Annotated in this window: 17 protein-coding genes; 7 read left to right on the top strand and 10 right to left on the bottom strand. The window is 61.2% G+C overall.

The annotated features are described in order from the left end of the window. Window positions 1-11 precede the first annotated feature (11 nt). The 5 genes from ACSQ87_RS20365 to ACSQ87_RS20345 all read right to left on the bottom strand — a co-directional run bounded on the left by ACSQ87_RS20365 (window position 12) and on the right by ACSQ87_RS20345 (window position 6,225). Window positions 12-1,910 (bottom strand): TRAP transporter large permease, encoded by a 1,899-nt coding sequence (locus ACSQ87_RS20365; protein ID WP_223433461.1) that lies wholly within the window; start codon window positions 1,908-1,910, stop codon window positions 12-14. A gap of 15 nt (window positions 1,911-1,925) precedes the next feature. Beyond that, window positions 1,926-2,969 (bottom strand): TRAP transporter substrate-binding protein, encoded by a 1,044-nt coding sequence (locus ACSQ87_RS20360; protein ID WP_436274227.1) that lies wholly within the window; start codon window positions 2,967-2,969, stop codon window positions 1,926-1,928. Window positions 2,970-3,023: 54 nt separating this feature from the next. Continuing rightward, a complete protein-coding gene (locus tag ACSQ87_RS20355; protein ID WP_223433459.1) occupies window positions 3,024-4,232 on the bottom strand; it encodes a CaiB/BaiF CoA transferase family protein in 1,209 nt (402 codons plus the stop codon). 1 nt (window position 4,233) lies between these two features. Next, window positions 4,234-5,013: an enoyl-CoA hydratase-related protein gene (locus tag ACSQ87_RS20350; RefSeq protein ID WP_436274226.1), complete on the bottom strand. Its 780-nt coding sequence runs from the start codon at window positions 5,011-5,013 to the stop codon at window positions 4,234-4,236. Window positions 5,014-5,085: 72 nt separating this feature from the next. Next, a complete protein-coding gene (locus ACSQ87_RS20345; RefSeq protein ID WP_223433457.1) occupies window positions 5,086-6,225 on the bottom strand; it encodes an iron-containing alcohol dehydrogenase in 1,140 nt (379 codons plus the stop codon). A gap of 175 nt (window positions 6,226-6,400) precedes the next feature. Here ACSQ87_RS20345 and ACSQ87_RS20340 point away from each other — a divergent pair, with 175 nt between their 5' ends. The 3 genes from ACSQ87_RS20340 (at window position 6,401) to ACSQ87_RS20330 (ending at window position 10,221) form a co-directional block, all read left to right on the top strand. Continuing rightward, a complete protein-coding gene (locus ACSQ87_RS20340) occupies window positions 6,401-7,324 on the top strand; it encodes a LysR family transcriptional regulator (protein WP_056741875.1) in 924 nt (307 codons plus the stop codon). A gap of 184 nt (window positions 7,325-7,508) precedes the next feature. Then, a complete protein-coding gene (locus ACSQ87_RS20335; protein ID WP_436274225.1) occupies window positions 7,509-8,849 on the top strand; it encodes a PQQ-dependent sugar dehydrogenase in 1,341 nt (446 codons plus the stop codon). Window positions 8,850-9,291: 442 nt separating this feature from the next. Then, window positions 9,292-10,221 carry a LysR family transcriptional regulator gene (locus ACSQ87_RS20330; protein ID WP_436274224.1) on the top strand — a complete coding sequence of 310 codons (930 nt, stop codon included), beginning with the start codon at window positions 9,292-9,294 and terminating at the stop codon, window positions 10,219-10,221. On the opposite strand, the gene ACSQ87_RS20325 is transcribed toward ACSQ87_RS20330, so the two are convergent. From ACSQ87_RS20325 to ACSQ87_RS20315, 3 genes are all read right to left on the bottom strand, one after another. Next, window positions 10,214-11,197 carry a cyclase family protein gene (locus ACSQ87_RS20325; protein WP_436274223.1) on the bottom strand — a complete coding sequence of 328 codons (984 nt, stop codon included), beginning with the start codon at window positions 11,195-11,197 and terminating at the stop codon, window positions 10,214-10,216. The two genes, ACSQ87_RS20330 and ACSQ87_RS20325, sit on opposite strands and share 8 nt — an antisense overlap. Window positions 11,198-11,338: 141 nt before the next feature. After that, the gene (locus tag ACSQ87_RS20320; RefSeq protein ID WP_046055817.1) at window positions 11,339-11,653 is read right to left on the bottom strand and encodes an NIPSNAP family protein; all 315 of its coding nucleotides are present in this window, start codon (window positions 11,651-11,653) and stop codon (window positions 11,339-11,341) included. Window positions 11,654-11,666: 13 nt separating this feature from the next. Continuing rightward, window positions 11,667-12,833 carry an iron-containing alcohol dehydrogenase gene (locus tag ACSQ87_RS20315; protein WP_223433574.1) on the bottom strand — a complete coding sequence of 389 codons (1,167 nt, stop codon included), beginning with the start codon at window positions 12,831-12,833 and terminating at the stop codon, window positions 11,667-11,669. 383 nt (window positions 12,834-13,216) lie between these two features. Between ACSQ87_RS20315 and ACSQ87_RS20310 the strand changes: the two genes are divergently transcribed. The 4 genes from ACSQ87_RS20310 (at window position 13,217) to ACSQ87_RS20295 (ending at window position 17,391) form a co-directional block, all read left to right on the top strand. Continuing rightward, the gene (locus tag ACSQ87_RS20310) at window positions 13,217-14,005 is read left to right on the top strand and encodes an SDR family oxidoreductase (protein WP_436274222.1); all 789 of its coding nucleotides are present in this window, start codon (window positions 13,217-13,219) and stop codon (window positions 14,003-14,005) included. A 114-nt stretch (window positions 14,006-14,119) separates the two neighbouring features. Next, window positions 14,120-15,433, top strand: coding sequence for an MFS transporter (locus ACSQ87_RS20305; protein WP_436274221.1), 1,314 nt, complete (start codon window positions 14,120-14,122; stop codon window positions 15,431-15,433). A gap of 16 nt (window positions 15,434-15,449) precedes the next feature. After that, window positions 15,450-16,565 carry an NAD(P)/FAD-dependent oxidoreductase gene (locus tag ACSQ87_RS20300; protein ID WP_436274220.1) on the top strand — a complete coding sequence of 372 codons (1,116 nt, stop codon included), beginning with the start codon at window positions 15,450-15,452 and terminating at the stop codon, window positions 16,563-16,565. A gap of 229 nt (window positions 16,566-16,794) precedes the next feature. After that, window positions 16,795-17,391, top strand: a complete 597-nt coding sequence (locus ACSQ87_RS20295; RefSeq protein ID WP_095131710.1) for a DinB family protein — start codon at window positions 16,795-16,797, stop codon at window positions 17,389-17,391. On the opposite strand, the gene ACSQ87_RS20290 is transcribed toward ACSQ87_RS20295, so the two are convergent. Both ACSQ87_RS20290 and ACSQ87_RS20285 read right to left on the bottom strand, forming a co-directional pair. Further along, window positions 17,312-18,232, bottom strand: a complete 921-nt coding sequence (locus ACSQ87_RS20290; RefSeq protein ID WP_223433578.1) for a LysR substrate-binding domain-containing protein — start codon at window positions 18,230-18,232, stop codon at window positions 17,312-17,314. The genes ACSQ87_RS20295 and ACSQ87_RS20290 overlap by 80 nt on opposite strands. 89 nt (window positions 18,233-18,321) lie before the next feature. Further along, window positions 18,322-19,221: a LysR substrate-binding domain-containing protein gene (locus tag ACSQ87_RS20285; RefSeq protein WP_436274219.1), complete on the bottom strand. Its 900-nt coding sequence runs from the start codon at window positions 19,219-19,221 to the stop codon at window positions 18,322-18,324. Window positions 19,222-19,267 lie beyond the last annotated feature (46 nt).

Genomic DNA, 19,267 nt, shown 5'->3' with positions numbered 1-19,267 from the left:
CAAAAAGTGATTCAGGCGTTGGGCAGGAAACCGATGGAAATCCATGGCACGGCGATCAGCACGCCCAGGGCGACAACGAGTGCGCCGAGATACGGCCAGACCCGGCGCATGGCGCCGCTGGGGTCGACCTTGGCGATGGCGCAGGCAGCGTAGAAACCCACACCAAACGGCGGGGCGAACAAACCCAGGCCCATGGCGAAGATCGCGACCATGGCGTAATGCACGTCGTTGATGCCCATGGCCTTGGCAATCGGAAACAGCAGCGGCCCGAACAGCACGATGGCCGGGATGCCTTCCAGAAAACTGCCCAGAAGGATGAACGCCACGGCGGAGATGATCAGGAAACCCATCGCGCCACCCGGCACCGTCGACATCACCTGCGCCAACTGGTGCGAGAAGCCCGACTGGGTCAATGCCCAGGCCATGGCGGTGGCGCTGCCGATGATGATCAGGATCGCGCCGGACAGTGACGCGGTGCTGACCAGGATCGGATACAGCCGGCGCCAGTCAAAGCAGCGGTAGCACAGCAACCCGACGACGAAGGTGTAGGCCACGCCGATGGCGGCGACTTCGGTGGCGGTCGCGACCCCTTCAACCACCGCGGTGCGGATCACGAAGGGCAGGGCCAGTGCCGGTAATGCGACTAGCAGCGAGTGACCGATTTCCTTGCCTGAGGCACGTTTGCCGGTAGAGGCCTCGCCTTTGCGGTTTTTCCACCAGATCACTGCCGCCATGGCGATGGCACCCACCACTGCCGGCATGAAACCACCGGTGAACAGGGCGGAAATCGACACGCCGGTCACCGAGCCGATGGTGATCAGTACCAGGCTCGGCGGAATGGTTTCCGACATCGCCCCGGAGGCATTGAGCATCGCCACCAGTTCGTTTTCATCCTCACCGCGTTTCTTCATTTCCGGAAACAGCGCCGGCGCGATGGCGGCCATGTCGGCAGCCTTGGAACCGGAAATGCCGGAGATCAGGTAGATGGCCCCGATCAGCACGTAAGACAGGCCGCCACGTACATGGCCGATCAACGAGCAGAGGAAGCGGATCATCGCTCGGGCCATGCCCATGGCTTCGATCAACGCTCCCAAAAACACAAACAACGGGATGGCCAGCAAGATCAGGCTCGCCATGCCTTCGTCCATCCTACCCACCACCAGGGTCAAGGGCGTGCTGGTCATGGTCGACAGGTAAGCCACCGTCGCCAGGCCGAATGCGACCATGATCGGCACACCGATGACGATCATGGCCATCACACCGATCATGAAGAAGACGACCAGGTTCCAGTTGCCCATCAGCAGCAGGGAGCCTTCAGCCACCCACAACAACGCGGCCAGGGAGGCCAGCATCGCCACCGAAACGGAGAAGTCGATCAACCGGGCGCTGGTCAGCAGACGCGCGACACAGGTCATCAGCATCAGGCTCAGGCCGACCGCGATGGCGGACACACGAAAGGCGTTGGGGATTTCAAGGGCGGCGGTGGTGATGATCCACTCGTCGCTGACGTACTCCCAGGCCGGGGTGAATAGCAACCCGATGAACGTGATGACGATCACGGCGCCCAAGGTGTCGACAAAGGCGCGTTTTTCCAGCGGCAGGCGCCCGATGAACGAGGTCAGCCGCATGTGCTCGCCTCGACGCATCGCCACCACTGAGCCGAGCATCGCCAGCCAGAGAAACAGCAGGGAGGCCAGTTCGTCGCCCCAGACGATGGGTTGATTGAGCACGTAGCGCGAGAACACATTGCAAAACAGCAGCGTGACTTCGACAACCACTAGCAACGCCGCGCTGCCCTCGGTCAGCCAGCGCAGCCCGGTGTCCAATGCGCGACCGAGACGAAACGTGGTGGGGCGCGTGCTGAGTCCTTCAGCGGGAGAAACATCCGTCATTGGTATTTCGCTTTTCATGACCTTGTCTCCGGCTTAGGACAGTTGACCCGCGTACTGCTCCAGCAAGCTCCAGGCTTCATCGCCGTACTTTTCTTTCCATTGGGTGTAGAAGCCTTTGGACTGCAATTCAGTCCTGAACAATGAACGGTCGACTTTGTTGAAGGTGATGCCATGGGCGGTCAGGGACGGCTCCAGGCTGGAGTTGAGATCGATCACCTGTTGACGCTGAATTAGCGCGGCAGCGTTGATCTGCCGGGAAACGATTTCCTGCACGTCCGCCGGCAGTTTGGGGAAGGTCTTGCCCGAGGCGACGATCCAGAAACCGCCCCAGATGTGGTCGGTCATGGAGCAGTATTTCTGTACTTCATAGAAGCGTGCGGCTTCGACGACCACCAGCGGGTTTTCCTGGCCGTCGACCACTTTGGTCTGCAGCGCCGAGTAGGTTTCGTTGATGCTGATGCCGGTCGGGGAGGCACCGAGGGCGCTGAACATCGACGTCCACAGTGGGCTCACCAATACGCGCAATTTGAAACCGGCCAGGTCTTGCGGCGTGTAGATCGGTCGCGTCGAACTGGTGATCTGGCGAAAGCCGTTGTTCCAGACTTTCTCCATCGGGATCAGGCCGACCTTCTCGGTCTTGGCGCGTACGTACTCGCCCAGCTTGCCGTCCAGTGCGGCCCAGACACTGTCGTAGTCCTTGAATGCGAACGGCATGCTTTCGATCGACATGGCCGGCACCAGCGTGGAGAGAATCGCGCCTGGCAAGGGAATGAAGTCGATTGCCCCGGCGCGCACCTGGGACAGCATGTCGGTGTCGCCGCCCATGGCGCCGTTGGCGTACACCTGCAGGTCCACGGCGCCGTTGGTTTCGGCCTTGATGGCCAGCGAAGCCGCCTTCATTTGGATGTTCAACGGATGGGTGTCGGGCAGGCTGCTGGTGTAGCGCAACACAATGGGTTTGGTTGCGGCGAAGACGCTGGAGGGCAGCAGGTTGGCGGCGAATGCGCCGCCGACGGTGACGCCGGCAGACACTAGAAATGATCGGCGGCTGACGGCCTCGGTCAAGATACGGCTCATGATGTTCACCTTCTTGTTTTTGTTTTAATAATGGATTCAGGCTTTGGAAACAGGTCAGGACACGAGTGCCACCACCGCCTGGGTTCGAATCAGTTCGTCGATTTCATCTTCCGCGTAGCCGCTTTCTTTCAGCACTTCGCGGGTGTGTTCACCGAGCAGCGGGGCATGCCGACTGGTCGGTGGCGCGGCGTTGTCCATGTCGGAGAAGTGAATCGGCAGGCCCATGCCACGTACCCGGCCTTCGGTCGGGTGTTGGGTCTCGACGACCATGCCGCGTGCTTCGGTTTGCGGATGAGCCAGCGCCGCCGCGATATCGAGGACCGGCCCGGCAGGCAGGCCGAGACTGTCAAACAGCACCATCCATTCATCGGTGGTGCGCGCGACCAGGACTTCGTTGAGGATTTCCACCAGAGCCAGACGGTGCTCCATGCGCAGCGCGTTGCTGGCGAATCGTGGGTCGGCTTCGAGTTGTGGCACGGCGAGCGCCTCGACCAGCCGTTCGTAGTTGGCCTGGTTGGCGGCACCAATGTTGATCCAGCCGTCTGCGGTGCGGAACACCTGATACGGCGCGCTGGTGGAGTTGGCCGAACCCATCTTCGGCAGGATGGTGCCATCGGCGAAATACGCCGCCGCCGGCCAGTACATCTGTTGCAGACCGGCTTCGAACAACGAGGTGTCGACCATCTGCCCCAGGCCGGTTTTCTGTTTGGCGGCGTACGCTGCGCAGATGCCGAGGGCGGCGAGAATGCCGGAGTTGATGTCGGCCACTGGCGAACCGGCCTTGACCGGCTCACGCCCGGCTTCACCGGTCATGCTCATCATGCCGCTCATGCCTTGGGCGATCAGGTCGAAGCCGCCTTTTTCGCCAAACGGGCCACTGCGGCCGTAGCCGGAGATCGCGCAGTAGATCAGCCCTGGATTGAGGGTTTTCAGCGTTTCATAGCCCAGGCCGAATTTCTCCATGGTGCCGGCACGGAAGTTTTCCGTCACCACATCGGCGTCCATCAACAGGCGGCGCAACACGTCGCGCCCGCCCTCGGTTTTCAGGTTCAGGCCAATACCGCGCTTGTTGCGGTTCACCACCATGAACGAAGCCGATTCACCGCTGGCCATGATCGGCGAGAAGCGGCGCGAATCATCACCGCCCGGGACTTTCTCGACCTTCACCACGTCGGCACCCATGTCGGCCAGCATCATTCCGCACACCGGGCCGGACATGATGTGAGCCAGTTCTACCACGCGCATTCCTGTCAGCGGTCCCATGTTATTTCCCCTTGAATTGTGGTTTGGCTTTCTCGATGAAAGCGTTCAGACCGATCTGAAAATCTTCGGTGTCGTAGCAGAAGTAACTCGTGTCAATCTGCTCGACGGTGGGTGCAATGCCGGCCTCAAGCTGGCGTGCGGCCTGACGATGCCAGCGGGCGACGAGGGGCGCTCCGTTGGCGATGCGCTTGGCGGTGGCGAGGGTTTCGGACTCGACCTCGGCATCGGGCACGACGCGGGTCACGAGGTTTTTTACGTAGGCGTCATTGGCGTCGAGAATGCGGCCTTCGAGAAGAATCTCCAGGGTCGTCGAGCGTCCTGCCAGCGCCACCAGACCGGCCATTTCGTCATAGGACATGACCAGCCCCAGCTTGCCGACCGGCGCACCGAAACGACTGGAGGTGCCACAGATACGCAGGTCGCACAGCGCAGCGATTTCCAGGCCGCCGCCGACACACACGCCATGGATCATCGCGATCACCGGGTGTGGGCAGTCGGTGACAGCGCGCATGGCCCTCGAGGTGACTTCGGCATACTCACGGGCTTGTGCCAGGTTGGCGCGCACGGTCGGAAACTCGCTGACATCGGCGCCGGCGGCGAAGGCTTGTTCGCCGGCACCGCGCAACACGACGCAGCGCACGCTGGCGTCGGCAGACAACTCGGTCATGACATCACCCAGGTCCTGCCACATGGACAAGGTCAGGGCGTTCATTTTCCCCGGGTGGCTGAGGGTGACGGTGGCAAGGCTGTCTTGCCGGTCGATAAGGACGGTGGGCTTCATGATTGTTGCGCTGGCGTCGGTTCAACCGACGACGCGGCTGCCTCCTCATTTTTTATTGTTGGATAGCGACGGTTACAACGACTGCTCAAGCATCGACAGGTAGTCCGCGGACGATGCTTCGCGGGGGTTGGTCTTGTGGCTGTGATCGTGCAATGCGCCTTCGACGATGCCGGCAAACAGGCTTTCGTCGACGCCGATTTCGCTCAGGCGGGTCGGCAGGCCCAGGCGTCGGGTCATGTCTTCGATGGCCGTGCCGATATTGGCGCCTGCCTCAAGGCCCATGGCGTGCCGCAGGCGTTCAAGCTTGCGTTCGTCGCGAACGGTCGGGGCGTTGGCGTTGAAGTCCACGACCGCTGGCAGAAAGATGGCGTTCAAGGTGCCGTGGTGCAGCTTCGGATTGATGCCGCCCAAGGCGTGGGACAGGCTGTGCACGCAGCCCAATCCCTTCTGAAAGGCGAGTGCGCCCTGCATCGACGCGCTCATCATGTTCATCCGGGCTTCGCGATCACCGGGTTCGGCGGTGGCGCGCTCGATGTGTTCCCAGGCACGCCACAGGCCGTCGAGGGCGATGCCATCCGCCGCCGGATTGAAGGCCGGCGCCATGAACGTCTCGATGCAATGAGCGATCGCGTCCATGCCGGTGGCGGCGGTCAGCATCGGTGGCAGGCCCAGGGTCAGTTCCGGGTCGCAGATGGCCACGCGAGGCACCACATAAGGTGAGATTACGCCCACCTTGCGACCATCGTCGAGAATCAGGATGGCGCCTCGGCCGACTTCGCTGCCAGTGCCCGCCGTGGTGGGAATGGCGATCAGCGGCGCGGTGGCAGAAGTGATGCGATCCAGTCCGCCTTCGATCACCGCAAAGCTGTGCAGGGGACCGTCGTGCGTGGCGCAGACAGCGACGCCTTTGGCCAGATCGATGGAAGAACCACCGCCGACCGCGATGATGCCGTTGCACTCGTCGAGGTGGTATTGCGCGACGGCTTCACGTACGGCGTGTTCGTTAGGGTTGGGCGGGGTTGCGTCGAAAATCGAAGGGGGAAGGCTGGCGCCGAGGGCCGCGATGACCTTGTCGACGATGCCGGCATTGCGCACGCCGATGTCGGTGACAATCAGCGGCCGGGTGATGCCCGCGCGCTCGGCTTCGGCTGCGAGATGCTGCAGGCTGTCGTAGCCGAACTGGATCTTGGTGACGTAATTGATGAGGGACATGATTCACCACAAGTTATACAGGATTGTTATTGTTGCAATCGGTCTGCGGCAGGAAGGCTTTCGCTCTCTGGTCAAACCCATTGCATTGCCTGGTTGTGGGGTGGACTATAGGGCCGTCGTGGCGAGCCTCGATACTGACAACTTTCGATACCTCTATAACTTTTAGTTAACCCTGATGACGCCCTCACTCAATTCGATCATGTCCCGCCTGCACATCAAGCAGCTTCGCTTGTTGATAGCCCTTGATGAACACGGCTCCTTGCTGGGCGCGGCCAAACAGGTCGCGCTGACCCAGCCGGGCGCCAGTAAAGCCCTGCAAGAAATTGAAACCACCTTCGGCACCTCGCTGTTCACCCGCACTAACCGCGGGCTTGAACCGAACGATGCCGGACGCTCGGTTATTCGTTACGCACGCTTGATCCAGACCGACCTCGCCCATCTGCGCGAAGAGATCATCGGCATCATGAGCGGGGAGGGCGGACGTGTGTCCGTCGGCACCATCATGGGCGCCGTCCCGCTGCTGACCACCGCGATCAGCCGGGTGATTGCCGACCACCCGAAGCTGTCCATCGAGATCGTCGAAGACACCAGCGCCGCACTGCTCAGTCAGCTTGACGCCGGGCGTCTCGACCTTGCGATCTGTCGTACGACCATCAGCACCACGCCCTACTTGTATGAGAGCTCGACCTTCGTCGAAGAAACCCTGGCGGTGATCGCCAGCACTCAGCATCCGTTCGCCTATGCCCGGCAGCTGTCGCTGAAGGACCTGGTGGATTACCGCTGGGTGGTCTATCGCGCCAACATGCCGATGCGTTTGCTGCTGGAGCGCGAGTTTCACGAGGCTGACCTGCGTTTTCCGGTGCACCTGCTGGAAACCACGTCGGCGTTTGCCACCTTGTCGTTACTTCAGGAAAACCCGACCCTCGTCGCGTTGGTATCGACCGACGTGGCGAAGTTCTGCTCCGGCTACGGTTTCACCACCACGCTGCCGCTGCCCATTACTTCGCGCAGCGAACCTTATGAGCTGGTGTCGCGCAAAGGCGTGCCGGACTCGCCGGCAGCCAGGCTGCTACGAGAGGCGTTGTTGAACCCTGTTTGAGCCCGGGCCGGTTGAAACAGGCGCTTGCGATAGTGCCCGGCTTTGGAGGCGCGCATTCGTGCGTTTTAGGAAAATTTGATTTGCGACAGACGCGGTGTTTGAAACGGACCCACGCCGCGATACTTCGCCGGGATTTTGCCTGCCCAATAATTGGCCCACGGATGGCCGTTGCGAGGTTAGAACAATGAATGTGTCCAACCGACTTGCGCTCTTGATGACGACTGCCGCGCTGCTCACCGCGTGTGGTGAGTCTTCCAAATTGCCGTCTCAGGCCAGCGTCGGTCCGTCCCCGCAATTGCCTGAACCCACTACCTCGCTGATCCCCACGTTAAAAGTGTCCAAAGCGATCGGCTGGGCGGGTAATGACATGCCCAAGGCACCCGCAGGTTTCAAAGTGACCGCGCTGGCCGAAAACCTCGATCACCCGCGCTGGGTGTATACGTTGCCCAATGGCGATGTACTGGTTGCCGAGAGCAACCACCCGCCGATACCGGAAGGGGCTACTGACGGTGGCACCGGGCCGATTGCCTGGGCAAAACGCATAGTCATGGGTTTTGTGATGGGCCGTATTGGCGCTGATGCACCCAGCGCCAATCGCATTACCTTGCTGCGCGATGCCGACGGTGATGGCCACGCGGAAGTCCGGAAGGTATTCATGACGGGCCTCGCTTCGCCGTTTGGCATGGCATTGGTGGGTAATGAGTTGTTTATTGCCAATGCCGATGCACTGGTCAAGGTGCCGTACAACGCGGGTCAGACCGAGGTGAATGCGTCGCCGGTGAAAGTGACCGATCTGCCCGCAGGCATCAATCACCATTGGACCAAGAATGTCATCGCCAACCCTGAAGGGACCAAACTGTACGTCACGGTGGGTTCCAACAGTAACGTCGGCGAGAACGGCCTCGATGCGGAAGAAGGGCGCGCGGCGATTTGGGAAGTTGACGTCACAAGCGGCGACAAGCGCTTGTTCGCCAGCGGCCTGCGTAACCCCAACGGCTTGGCCTGGAAGCCGGGTTCGACGCAGTTGTGGACCGTGGTCAACGAGCGCGACGAAATCGGCAGCGACCTTGTGCCGGATTACCTGACGTCGGTGCAGGACGGTGGGTTCTACGGCTGGCCGTGGAGCTACTACGGCGCCCATGTCGACACCCGTGTCGAACCGCCGCGTCCGGACAAGGTGGCCAAGGCCATCGCGCCGGACTACGCGCTGGGCACCCACGTTGCACCGTTAGGCCTGACGTTCTCTGATTCCCGCGCGATGCCGGAAAACTTCGCCAATGGCGTTTTTGTCGGTGAACATGGCTCGTGGAACCGTAATCCGCAGGCGGGCTATAAGGTGGTGTTCATCCCGTTCAACGACGGAAAGCCTTCCGGCATGCCGGTTGATTTTTTGACAGGTTTCCTCAATGCCGATGGTGAGGCGCAAGGGCGTCCGGTGGGCGTCACGCTTGACCAGAGCGGAGCGTTGTTGGTGGCCGATGATGTCGGGAACAAGGTTTGGCGTATCGCGATCGCCAAACCCTAGATAAAGGCGCGACGGCTAACCCCGCAAGATTTTTGGTTGGCGCAGACCCCTGTGGGAGCGGGCTTGCTCGCGAAGGCGGTGGCACAGTCAAAAAATACTGTCGCCTGACACACCGCTTTCGCGAGCAAGCCCGCTCCCACATTTTGTTTGGTGCCGTTCGCAGGATTTGTGGCCGGGGCAGGTCCCCTGTGGGAGCGAGCTTGCTCGCGATGGCGTCAGCCGGCACACCGCATAAACCTGTTTAGCAACACGCGTTTAATGACACTCGGTGTTACGTCATAAGCGGCTACAACACCTGCGGTGTTTCAGAAAAACCGCGTACTCAGGTTTTACGACTGCTCCGTCCGAACGCGGCCCGAACCGAACGCAGGCTTCGCCAGCTGCTACAAAGTGGGCGTTGCCGCAGTCATTGGTTAACCTCTTGAATCGAGAACACACGGACATGGTTCCTTCCCTTTGCAGCATCGCTGCACGCTTGCGCCTCAAACAACTGCGGTTGCTGATCGCGCTGGATGATCGCGGTTCCTTGCACAAGGCCGCCGAGAAGATTTCAATTTCGCAGTCCGGCGCCACCAAAGCGCTGCATGAAGTCGAGTCATTGCTTGGCATGCCGCTGTTCGAACGCCAGCCCAAAGGTCTGGTGGCCAACGAAATGGGCCGGTGCATGATTCGTTACGCACGGCTGATCTACAGCGATGTCGAGCACTTGCGCGAAGAAATGCTCAGCATCATGCAGGGCCAGGGCGGGCGGCTCTCGGTGGGAGTGATCATGGGGGCGGTGCCGTTGCTGACCCGAGCCCTGACCGAGTTGCGCCTCAAGCAGCCGGAGCTGTCGGTGGAACTGGTGGAAAACACCAGCGCCGCGTTGCTTGGGTTGCTGGATCAGGGACGGCTGGACCTGGCGATTTGTCGCACCAGCGTCGGCCAGCGTTCGGACGCTTATGACTGCATCGAGCTGAGTGAAGAACCCTTGGCGGTCGTCGCCAGCAAGGACCATCCACTGGCCAGTGCCGAGTCTTTGCAGCTGTCGCAGTTGAGCGACTACCGCTGGGTGGTCTATCCCAAAGACATGCCGATGCGTCAGACCCTGGAACGTGAACTGAATGAGGCAGGGCTGGGGACTCCGCGTTATCCGCTGGAAACCTCGTCGATTTTCGCCACCATTTTGTTGGTGCAACAAGACCCGACCTTGTTGGCGGTGATCCCGGTGGAAGTGGCCAGGTTCTGCGAGCAATTCGACTTGCTGGTAAAGCTGCCGGTGTCGATGCGTGCGTTGATCGAGCCTTACGGCGTGATCAGCCGGGCCGGCGCCAATCTTTCCCCGGCGGCGACCCTGCTGATCAACGAACTGCAGCAGGGCCTGATTACTTGATCACGACCGGATTCACCGGTGCACCCGTGCCGCCAACGACCTTCAACGGCGCGGCGGTGTAGAGGAACTGCCACTGGCCGTCTTCGGCGCAATCACTGGCCAGGTCGTCGAGCATCGCCACTTCGGTGAAGGTCACGCCGAGGTTGCGCATCAAGGCATTGTGCAGCGGGATCAGCACGCCCGAGGTGGGGTCGACCGCTACTTCGTTGGCCATGGTGTCGGTCACCAGATTGGGGATTTCCATCTGGTGAAACCACTCCACCAGCTCGCGGCTGAAGGTCAGGCCCGGCTCGGCGAAGTCCTTGTAAAACTCTTCTGGCTCGCGCTCATAGAACGAGCCGATCCAGCCGGTGCGGATGATCAGGATGTCGCGCTTCTGGATCTCGATGCCTTGGGCTTTTGCTGCGGCCAACAGGTCCAGATGATTGAAGGTCTCGCCCTTGTCCAGCACCGCTTTGCCGCGATGGCGGGCCATGTCGATCAACACGGCGCGCCCGACAATCCCGCGTTCGGCAATCGGCAGGATGCTGGCCTTGTCCATGCTGCCAATGGTGCTCATGGCGTCGTAGCCATTCCACAGTTTGTTGTCGTGCCAGACGTGGCCCAACGCGTCGTATTGGGTCGAGCCTTGCAGGTGCATGAAGATCACGTCGTCGGCGTATTCCACATGGCCGTCGAAGTGGGTCTTGCCGGCCAGGAAATGGCCCTTGTCCAGCACGTTGACCCGCATCGATGGACGTCGGCCGGGCCACAGCGGTTCGCCTTTGGGGTGGCCGATCTGCACTTGCAGGGTGAAGGTTTTGCCTTGGCGGACCGAGGCGATACCCCGGAGGACTTCCGCGCTTTGCAGGTAATTCAGGGCGCCGACTTCATCGTCCGGACCCCATTTGCCCCAGTTGGTCGGCAGGCCTTCGAGCAAGGCCTTGATGTCGGGAGAACGGTCAGCGGCGGTGTTATTGGGATTGTGGTCGCACATGAGGTTGTCCTGGAATTGAGCGGATTTGGCAGGCCAGCACGGTCCAATGTGGGAGCGGGCTTGCTCGCGAAGGTGGTGTATCAGTCGCCATTGATGTGGCTGACACACCGCCTTCGCGAGCAAGCCCGCTCCCACAGGGGATTATTTGATGGGGGAGAAATCCGCGGCGATCAGCAGTTTCGATTCCATCTTTTCCAGCATCGGGAACGCCTTCGGTACAAAGCCTTCAAGCCAATCCGGATCCTGATACAGCGCCGCCCGTTTCTTGATCCGGTCATCAAGGCTCTCGTAGGCCCAAATGTGGATGACCTGATTCAGCTCGCCGATTTCGGTGTACCACCAGCCCACCAGCGTGGTGTAGCGGGAGATCACCGGCAGGCCGGTTTCTTCGAAGTGCTTGAGATAGGTCTGCATTTTTCCGATTTGAATCGTGTAGGTGCGCATTTCGTAAAACATGGGAGTCGTCTCTTTAGGAATGAATGCCGTGCCAGGCGTTGCTGATGATTCGTTCGATGTCGGCGGCGGTGGTCAGACGCGGATTGACCAGCACGTTGCCGCTGCGCATCGAGTCGCTGACCATTTGCGGCATGTAGTCCAGGTCCACGCCCAGGTCCTTGATGTTGTCGGGAATGCCGATGGCCTTGTTCAGTGCCACCACGTGCTCCACCACTTTGTGCCCGGCGCGGGCAACGCTCAGACCGTCAACGTTCTCACCCATGGCCATGGCGATTTCACGAAACAATTCCGGGCAGGCCGCCAGGTTGTATTCGATGACGTAGGGCAGCAGCGTCGCGTTGGCGATGCCATGGGGAATGTTGAACACGCCGCCGAAGGTGTGGGAGATGGCATGCACGTTGCCCAGTTTCGATTGAGCGAACGCGACGCCGGCGAGGAACGAACCGAGCAGCATCTGTTCCCGTGCGTGCAGGTCGGAGCCGCTGAAAAATGCTTTTGGCAGGTGGGTGCAAATCATCTTGATCGCTTGCAGCGCCAGGGCCTGGCTGACCGGGTTGGCCTGCTTCGATACGTAGGATTCGATGGCGTGGGTCAACGCGTCCATGCCCGTGGCAGCGGTGATCGACGGCGGCAGTTTGAGCGTCAGTTCGGCGTCGAGAATCGCCAGTTTCGGAAACAGCGCCGGGCTGATGATCACGGTCTTGAACAGGGTTTTGGTGTTGGTGAAGACCGTGGAGGCCGTGCATTCGCTGCCGGTGCCGGAGGTGGTCGGGATAGCAAAGATCGGCAGAGGCGGGTGCAGCAGCTTGTCGTAGCCCTCGTAGTCGAGGATGTTGCCAGGGTTGGTGGCCATCGCCGCGACACCCTTGGCGGTGTCGATGCTGCTGCCGCCCCCGACGCCGATCACCGAATCGCAGTCGTGGTTTTTCAGGAATGCCACGGCGCGTTCCAGCACGTCGGTGGTGGGGTTGGGTTCGACGCCGGAGAACACTTCGTAGTGAATGTCACTGTCGGCCAACGATGCGAAAAAACCTTCCATCACGCCCGAGGCCATCAAGCCTTCATCGGTGACCACCAGCAGTTTTTTTCGAACATGCGGCTTGAGCAGCGCACCGGCCTGACGCACCAGGCCGTTGCCGCTTTTCAGGGTCGTGGGGAAATAAAACTGGAACGGGTTCATGTGTGTCTCCGGTTCTTATTGGTCTGGAGACAGTAATAAGCGTGGGAGGCGGCTGATAATGAAAAGGTCTGATCTGGGGATCACTGTTTGTCATCACTTGTCGGAAGGGGTGTGCCGGCTACAAGATCCACCCCTCACCCCAGCCCTCTCCCCACAGGGGAGAGGGGAAAGGGAGCCGATTTTTGTTGTTTTCATAGCCTGAGTTCGACTCGATATTTCAGGTCGATGTAATTCGAAAGAACAACTCGGTCAGTCCCCTCTACCTCCGGGAGAGGGCTAGGGTGAGGGCTGGTTCCGAAGGCTGATGCAAAGTCCAGAAACACCACGACTTCACTCTAAACGCACACAGTCTTCCTCAACTCACAACCAACAGGAGCACCATCATGGATTTGGCTATTTCGGGCCGCTGGGCCATCGTCTGCGCCGCCAGCAAGGGGCTGGGTCTGGCCTGTGCGCGAGCCTTGGCGAAGGAGGGCGTCAACCTGGTGATCAACGCCCGTGGCAACGAAACCTTGCAGGCCGCTGCCGACGAGTTGCGCAAACTGGCACCGGGCATTGAAGTGCGCACGGTGGCTGGCGATATCAGCACGCCTGCGGTGCGCGAGCAGGTGTTGGCGGCGTGTCCGCAGGTGGACATCCTGGTCAATAACGCTGGCGGCCCGCCGCCGGGTGACTTCCGTGACTGGCAGCGCGAAGACTGGTTGAAGGCGCTGGACGCCAACATGCTCACACCCATCGAACTGATCAAGGCCTGCGTCGATGGCATGGCTGAGCGCGGTTTCGGGCGCATCGTCAACATTACGTCTGGCGCGGTGAAGGCGCCGATCGATGTGCTGGGCCTGTCCAACGGCGCCCGCAGCGGGCTGACCGGTTTCATCGCCGGGCTCGCGCGCCAGTCGCGGCTGGCCGGGCACAACGTGACGATCAACAATCTGCTGCCAGGCCCATTCGAGACTGAGCGCTTGCACAAAACCCTGAGTGCCGCCGCCGAAGCCAACAGCACCACGGTCGAGAGCATCAGCGAGCAGCGGCGCAAGCACGTGCCGGCCCAGCGTTTCGGCCAGCCCGACGAGTTCGGCGCCTACTGCGCATTCATCTGCAGCGCCCACGCCGGTTTCCTCACCGGGCAAAACCTGTTGCTGGACGGCGGCAGTTACCCCGGTACGTTCTGATCTTTTGGGGGGATGACGATCGGTGATCCCCCAATCAGATCCCCTCATTATTCAGCTGTCGGGTGCGTGATTAGAGTGGGGCGGCTTGCATCCACAACAATAAGAGCGCCCCTCATGAACAATCCGAGTGCCGAAACCCTGCGGCTGACCGCCGCGTCTGCAACCGAGCGCCCGACCAGCGTGCGCTGGCGGATCTTCCTCATCATGTTGCTGCTGACCGCGATCAACTACATTGACCGCGCCTCGCTGTCGGTGGCCTTGCCGCTGATTTCCAGTGAGTTCCAGATTCCGCCAGCGCTGGAAGGCTTGATGCTCAGCGCGTTTTTCTGGTCCTACGCGTTGATGCAGATACCCGGCGGCATGCTGCTGGATCGTTTTCAGACCCGCCGTGTGATCGTCATCGCGACCGTCGCCTGGGGCGCCTTTCAAGCCCTGGCCGCGGGCGCGCACAACTGGATCACGTTGTTGATCACCCGCATGGGCCTGGGCATTGCCGAGTCGCCGATCATGCCGGCCGGGGCCAAGCTCAATGGCGCATGGCTGACCCCTAACGAACGGGGGCGCGGCGCAGTGCTGGTCGATGGTGGCGCACCGCTGGGCAGTGCCTTCGGCGCGATCATCATTGCCGGCCTGATCGGCTGGTTCGACTCCTGGCGTATCGCTTTCGTGATCGCCGGCATCGGCACCATGCTCGCCGGCGTGCTGGCCTGGAAATACATCCGCAACCATCCCAGCGAACACCCTGGAGTGAATGCTGCGGAACTGGCGCACATCACCGAAGGCAATATCAAAGTCAGCCAACCCGGCGCGGTCACCAGCATCCCATTCAAAGAGCTGCTCAAGGATCGCTCGGTATTGGCAATGTTCGCCGGTTATTGCTGCATTCTCAGCGTGTTCTACGGACTGCTGACCTGGATGCCGAGCTACCTGCACCAGACCCATGGCCTGAACATTTCGAGCATGGGCGGGGCGACGTTCCTGATCTTCATGTGCGGTTTCGTCGGCGAACTGGTCGGCGGTTATCTGGGGGATAAATGGAAATCCAGCGGCGCCTCGCCGAATTTGGTGATGCGCAGCATGTTCAGCGGCTCGGCGCTGGTGGCGGCCCTGTGCATGCTGGCGGTGGCGTATGCGAGTGAGGCCAGCAAAGCGATCGGCTTGCTCTGCGTGGCGATGTTTTTCATTCGCTGGTGCGGCATGTACTGGTGCATTCCGTCGATTCTCGGCGGCACTTCGAAAACCGGCGTGCTGGCCGGCACCATGAACTTCTGCGGGAACATGGCCGGGGTGATCGTTCCGATCCTGATCGGGCTGATCGTGCAGTTCACCGGGTCGTATTTCCTGGTGCTGATCTTCTTCGTGGTCATGGCCATGCTGCTGGCGATATTCTCCAGCCTGATCGATTATCGGGAACGAGGGCTGGCGTGAAAGGAGCGGAGGGCAGGTGAGCGTCGATATCGAATGCGTGGTGGTCGGGGCCGGAGTGGTCGGGCTGGCGGTCGCCAGAGCCCTGGCCCGCAGCGGGCGGGAAGTGATCCTGGTCGAGGCGGGCGAGGGCATTGGCGTGGGCATCAGTTCGCGAAATTCGGAAGTGATCCACGCCGGCATTTACTACCCGAGCGGTAGCCTCAAGGCGCAATTGTGCGTGGAGGGCAAACAACGCCTTTACGCCTTTTGCGATGAGCGCGGCGTCGATTATCGGCGCCTGGGCAAGCTGATCGTCGCCACCGATGACGGTCAGTGCGCGGCCTTGCGGAAGTTGTTGGCGCAGGGCCACAGCAACGGCGTCGATGACCTGCAATGGCTGGACGCCGAACAGGCGCGGGAACTTGAACCGGCAGTGTCCTGCGTCGCTGCGCTCTGGTCGCCGTCTACCGGGATTGTCGATTCCCATGCCCTGATGCTGGCGCTTCAGGCGGATGCCGAGGCCAGCGGCACGTCGCTGGTTTTTCATACGCCGCTGGCGTCGGCCCGTTGCACCGAGCAAGGTTTCGAACTGCAGATGGGCGGCGCCCAACCGATGACCTTGAGCTGCTGCGAGTTGATCAATTGCGCCGGATTGTTTGCGCCTGAGGTGGCGAGCCGGATTGAAGGCTTGCCGTCGCAACACATTCCCGAGGCACGATTGTGCAAGGGCAGCTATTTCAGTTTCAGCGGCCGGGCGCCGTTCCGGCATTTGGTGTATCCGGCACCGGAGAGCGCGGGGCTGGGCGTGCACATGACGCTGGATCTGGGCGGTCAGGCGCGCTTCGGGCCGGACGTCGAATGGGTCGATCAGGTCGATTATCGTGTGGATCCACGCCGAGCCGATGGCTTCTACGAGGCGATTCGGCGCTACTGGCCGGCGTTGCCCGATAACAGCCTGCAACCGGCCTACAGCGGCATTCGCCCGAAAATCACCGGGCCGACCGAGCCGGCGGCCGACTTTGTCATCAATGGTCCGGCCGAGCATGGTGTGCCGGGGCTGGTGAACCTGTTCGGAATCGAATCACCGGGGTTGACCAGTTGCCTGGCTCTGGCCGATCGGGTGGTGGACCAACTGACTCCGCATTCTTTGTAGCAGCTGGCGAAGCCTGCGTTCGGCTGCGAAGCAGTCGTGAATTCAGGCGCTGCGGTCTATCAGGTAAACCGCGTGCGCAGGTTTTACGACGGCTTCGCCGCCGAACGCAGCCTCGCGTTGCTCGACAGCTGCTACACAGGTCGTGAAGTGACCGGTAATCAGCGTTTGCAATGCCGCTCGCCCTGAGGGCTATGCTTGGCAGTGCGCCCATCACAATGGGAGACCTCCGATGATTAACGTACGCACTGCCCGCATGCTTGCCGATTACAAACGCTGGGCCAATCAACGCCTCTTTGACAGCCTGGCCGCACTGCCGCCGGGTGAGGTCAATAAAGAGCGCGTGTCGGTGTTCAAGAACATGATCGGCACCCTGAACCACATCTACGTGGTGGACTGCATCTGGCGGGCCCACCTCGAAGGCCGAGGGCACGGCTTTAAAACTTCACATGATCTGCTGCATCCCGACCTCGCTGAGTTGCGCCTGGCGCAAAAGGACATCGATCACTGGTACTGCGACTGGAGCGAACGGCAGACCGATGCCTCGCTGGATAAACCCGTCGAGTTCAGCTTTGTCTCGGGGGAAAGCGGCATCATGAGCGCCGGCGCGATACTGATGCATGTGGTCAATCACGCCAGTTATCACCGCGGCTGGGTGATCCAGATGTATTTCGAGATCCCGGTCATGCCGCCGGTCACTGACTTGCCGGTGTACCTGCGTGAGACCGACCCCGCATCTTTCCAATCGATTAGTGCCCCGGCAGCGGCGCCGACATGTGTTGGGAAATTCGCGAGCGCAACCAACGTTCTGCCGGATCGTTATCGTTGACCCCGTTCCAGACCATGGACAGTTCGGACAGCACGATGTCAAACGGCGGGTCGTCGGCCCGCAGTTGGCTGCTGCCTTCGATCAGCGCGCACGCCGCGTAGTCCGGCACCGTGGCGAGCATGTCGGTGCCGGCCAGCAAGGCGCGCAGGCCGGCGAATTGCGGCACCGCCAGCACCACCCGACGCGAGCGGCCGATGCGCGCGAGGTCGTTGTCGATGGCCCCGGTCAAATCCCCGGAAAACGACACCAGCGCGTGCGGACGTTCGCAGTATTCATCCAGGGTCAGGGTGCCGGGACGATTGTCGCCGCGCAGGATCTTGACGCTTAGGTCACGCAACTTCTTGCGCTTGGCGTTGGCCGGCAGTTCCGTGGTGTAGCTGATCCCGACGGAAATCTCCCCGGTGGAGAGCATCGACGACATCAGCAGGAAATTCACCCGACGCACCACCACCACGACGTTCTGCGCCTCTTCGCGTATTTGCTTGAGCAGCGGCGGAAACAGGCCGAACTCGGCGTCGTCGGACAGGCCGATGCGAAACACGTCGCGGCTGGTGGACGGGTCGAAATCCTTGGCCCGGCTGACAGCGCCGGAGATGGTGTCCATCGCCGGTTGCAACTCCTTGAGGATCGCCAGGGCCCGTTGGGTCGGCTCGAGCACGCGACCGTTACGCACCAGCAACGGGTCGTCGAATAGGTCGCGCAACTTGGCCAGTGAGGCACTGACGGCGGGCTGGCCGAGAAACAGCTTCTCCCCGGCCCGGGTCAGGTTCTTTTCGAACATCAGGGTTTCGAAAATCACCAGCAGGTTCATATCGACACGGCGCAGGTCGTTGCGGTTCATGCGGGGTTCTCGCTGGGTTTCGGGATCTTTTCAGTAAAGCACCAAACCCCAGTGAGCAAATAAACGACGATGTTCGATCGTTCCCACGATCATGTGGTCGGGCCCGGTTCCGTCAGCACTTTCCTGAACGTTTCCACCAGCGGTCGCAAATTGATCCGGTGCCACGCGGCCCACAGCGGTGTGGTGAAGGAAATCCACGGGACTTCCCGCAGCACCACGCCGGGCGGTGCGTTGCGGCTCAGGCCTTTCTGAATCATTGCGATGCCGAGCCCCGATGCCACCAATCCCAACGCGGTAAACGGTTCAGTGGCTTCCATACGAATGTCCGGGGTGAAACCGGCGCGGATGCAGGCGCTGACGAAGTCGTCGCGGCTGGCGGCGTCCTGGCGGGGTTGCACGCCGATCCATTCCTGATCGGCCAGGTCTGCCGGGGTCAGGGTTGTGTTGTGCGCCAAAGGATGATGTTCGGGCAGGGCCAGCAGCATCGGATCGTCCAGCACCTGGAAACCCAGCAGGTCCGGGTCGTCGGCGACGGGCGGTTCGCTGACCAGCGCGATATCCAGACTACGCTGACGCAGGCCTTCGAGTTGTTCGGCGGAATTCAGGTTGTACAGCGCGACGTGCACGTTCGGCCGGTCGACCCGCAGCACCCGCAAGGCATTGGGCAGGACGCCGGCGTGCATGGCGTTTTCGATGTAGCCGATGCACAAGCCGCCTTCTTCGCCACGACCGAGGCGCTTGCCCAGGGATTCCAGGCGATTGGCGTGGGTCAGCAGGGCACGGGTTTCAGCCAGGAAAGTCTGGCCATCGCGGGTCAGGCGAATGCGCTGCTGGCTCCGTTCGAACAGGGTCAGGCCCAAGCGTTCTTCGAGCTGTGCAATCTGCCGGCTAAGCGGTGACTGGGAAATGTGCAGGCGTTCGGCGGCGCGACCGACGTGTTCTTCTTCGGCGACGGCGACGAAGTAGCGCAATTGGCGGATGTCGATCATGTCAGACCTATAGGGACTCAAGTGCTGCGCATTATGTCTTGGACGG

Source organism: Pseudomonas sp. LjRoot277, from assembly GCF_964253845.1.
Lineage (GTDB): Bacteria > Pseudomonadota > Gammaproteobacteria > Pseudomonadales > Pseudomonadaceae > Aquipseudomonas.
Note: the sequence above shows the minus strand (reverse complement) of the source record. Positions and strands in the feature narration are given on the sequence as shown.

What these genes read in the sequence shown, in the direction of transcription:
- ACSQ87_RS20360 (WP_436274227.1), bottom strand. Translation starts at nt 2,969, where the DNA reads ATGAGCCGTATCTTGACCGAGGCCGTCAGCCGCCGATCATTTCTAGTG.
- ACSQ87_RS20315 (WP_223433574.1), bottom strand. Translation starts at nt 12,833, where the DNA reads ATGAACCCGTTCCAGTTTTATTTCCCCACGACCCTGAAAAGCGGCAAC.
- ACSQ87_RS20305 (WP_436274221.1), top strand. Translation starts at nt 14,120, where the DNA reads ATGAACAATCCGAGTGCCGAAACCCTGCGGCTGACCGCCGCGTCTGCA.
- ACSQ87_RS20285 (WP_436274219.1), bottom strand. Translation starts at nt 19,221, where the DNA reads ATGATCGACATCCGCCAATTGCGCTACTTCGTCGCCGTCGCCGAAGAA.
- ACSQ87_RS20350 (WP_436274226.1), bottom strand. Translation starts at nt 5,013, where the DNA reads ATGAAGCCCACCGTCCTTATCGACCGGCAAGACAGCCTTGCCACCGTC.
- ACSQ87_RS20295 (WP_095131710.1), top strand. Translation starts at nt 16,795, where the DNA reads ATGATTAACGTACGCACTGCCCGCATGCTTGCCGATTACAAACGCTGG.
- ACSQ87_RS20345 (WP_223433457.1), bottom strand. Translation starts at nt 6,225, where the DNA reads ATGTCCCTCATCAATTACGTCACCAAGATCCAGTTCGGCTACGACAGC.
- ACSQ87_RS20290 (WP_223433578.1), bottom strand. Translation starts at nt 18,232, where the DNA reads ATGAACCGCAACGACCTGCGCCGTGTCGATATGAACCTGCTGGTGATT.
- ACSQ87_RS20340 (WP_056741875.1), top strand. Translation starts at nt 6,401, where the DNA reads ATGACGCCCTCACTCAATTCGATCATGTCCCGCCTGCACATCAAGCAG.
- ACSQ87_RS20335 (WP_436274225.1), top strand. Translation starts at nt 7,509, where the DNA reads ATGAATGTGTCCAACCGACTTGCGCTCTTGATGACGACTGCCGCGCTG.
- ACSQ87_RS20320 (WP_046055817.1), bottom strand. Translation starts at nt 11,653, where the DNA reads ATGTTTTACGAAATGCGCACCTACACGATTCAAATCGGAAAAATGCAG.
- ACSQ87_RS20365 (WP_223433461.1), bottom strand. Translation starts at nt 1,910, where the DNA reads ATGAAAAGCGAAATACCAATGACGGATGTTTCTCCCGCTGAAGGACTC.
- ACSQ87_RS20355 (WP_223433459.1), bottom strand. Translation starts at nt 4,232, where the DNA reads ATGGGACCGCTGACAGGAATGCGCGTGGTAGAACTGGCTCACATCATG.
- ACSQ87_RS20310 (WP_436274222.1), top strand. Translation starts at nt 13,217, where the DNA reads ATGGATTTGGCTATTTCGGGCCGCTGGGCCATCGTCTGCGCCGCCAGC.
- ACSQ87_RS20330 (WP_436274224.1), top strand. Translation starts at nt 9,292, where the DNA reads ATGGTTCCTTCCCTTTGCAGCATCGCTGCACGCTTGCGCCTCAAACAA.
- ACSQ87_RS20325 (WP_436274223.1), bottom strand. Translation starts at nt 11,197, where the DNA reads ATGTGCGACCACAATCCCAATAACACCGCCGCTGACCGTTCTCCCGAC.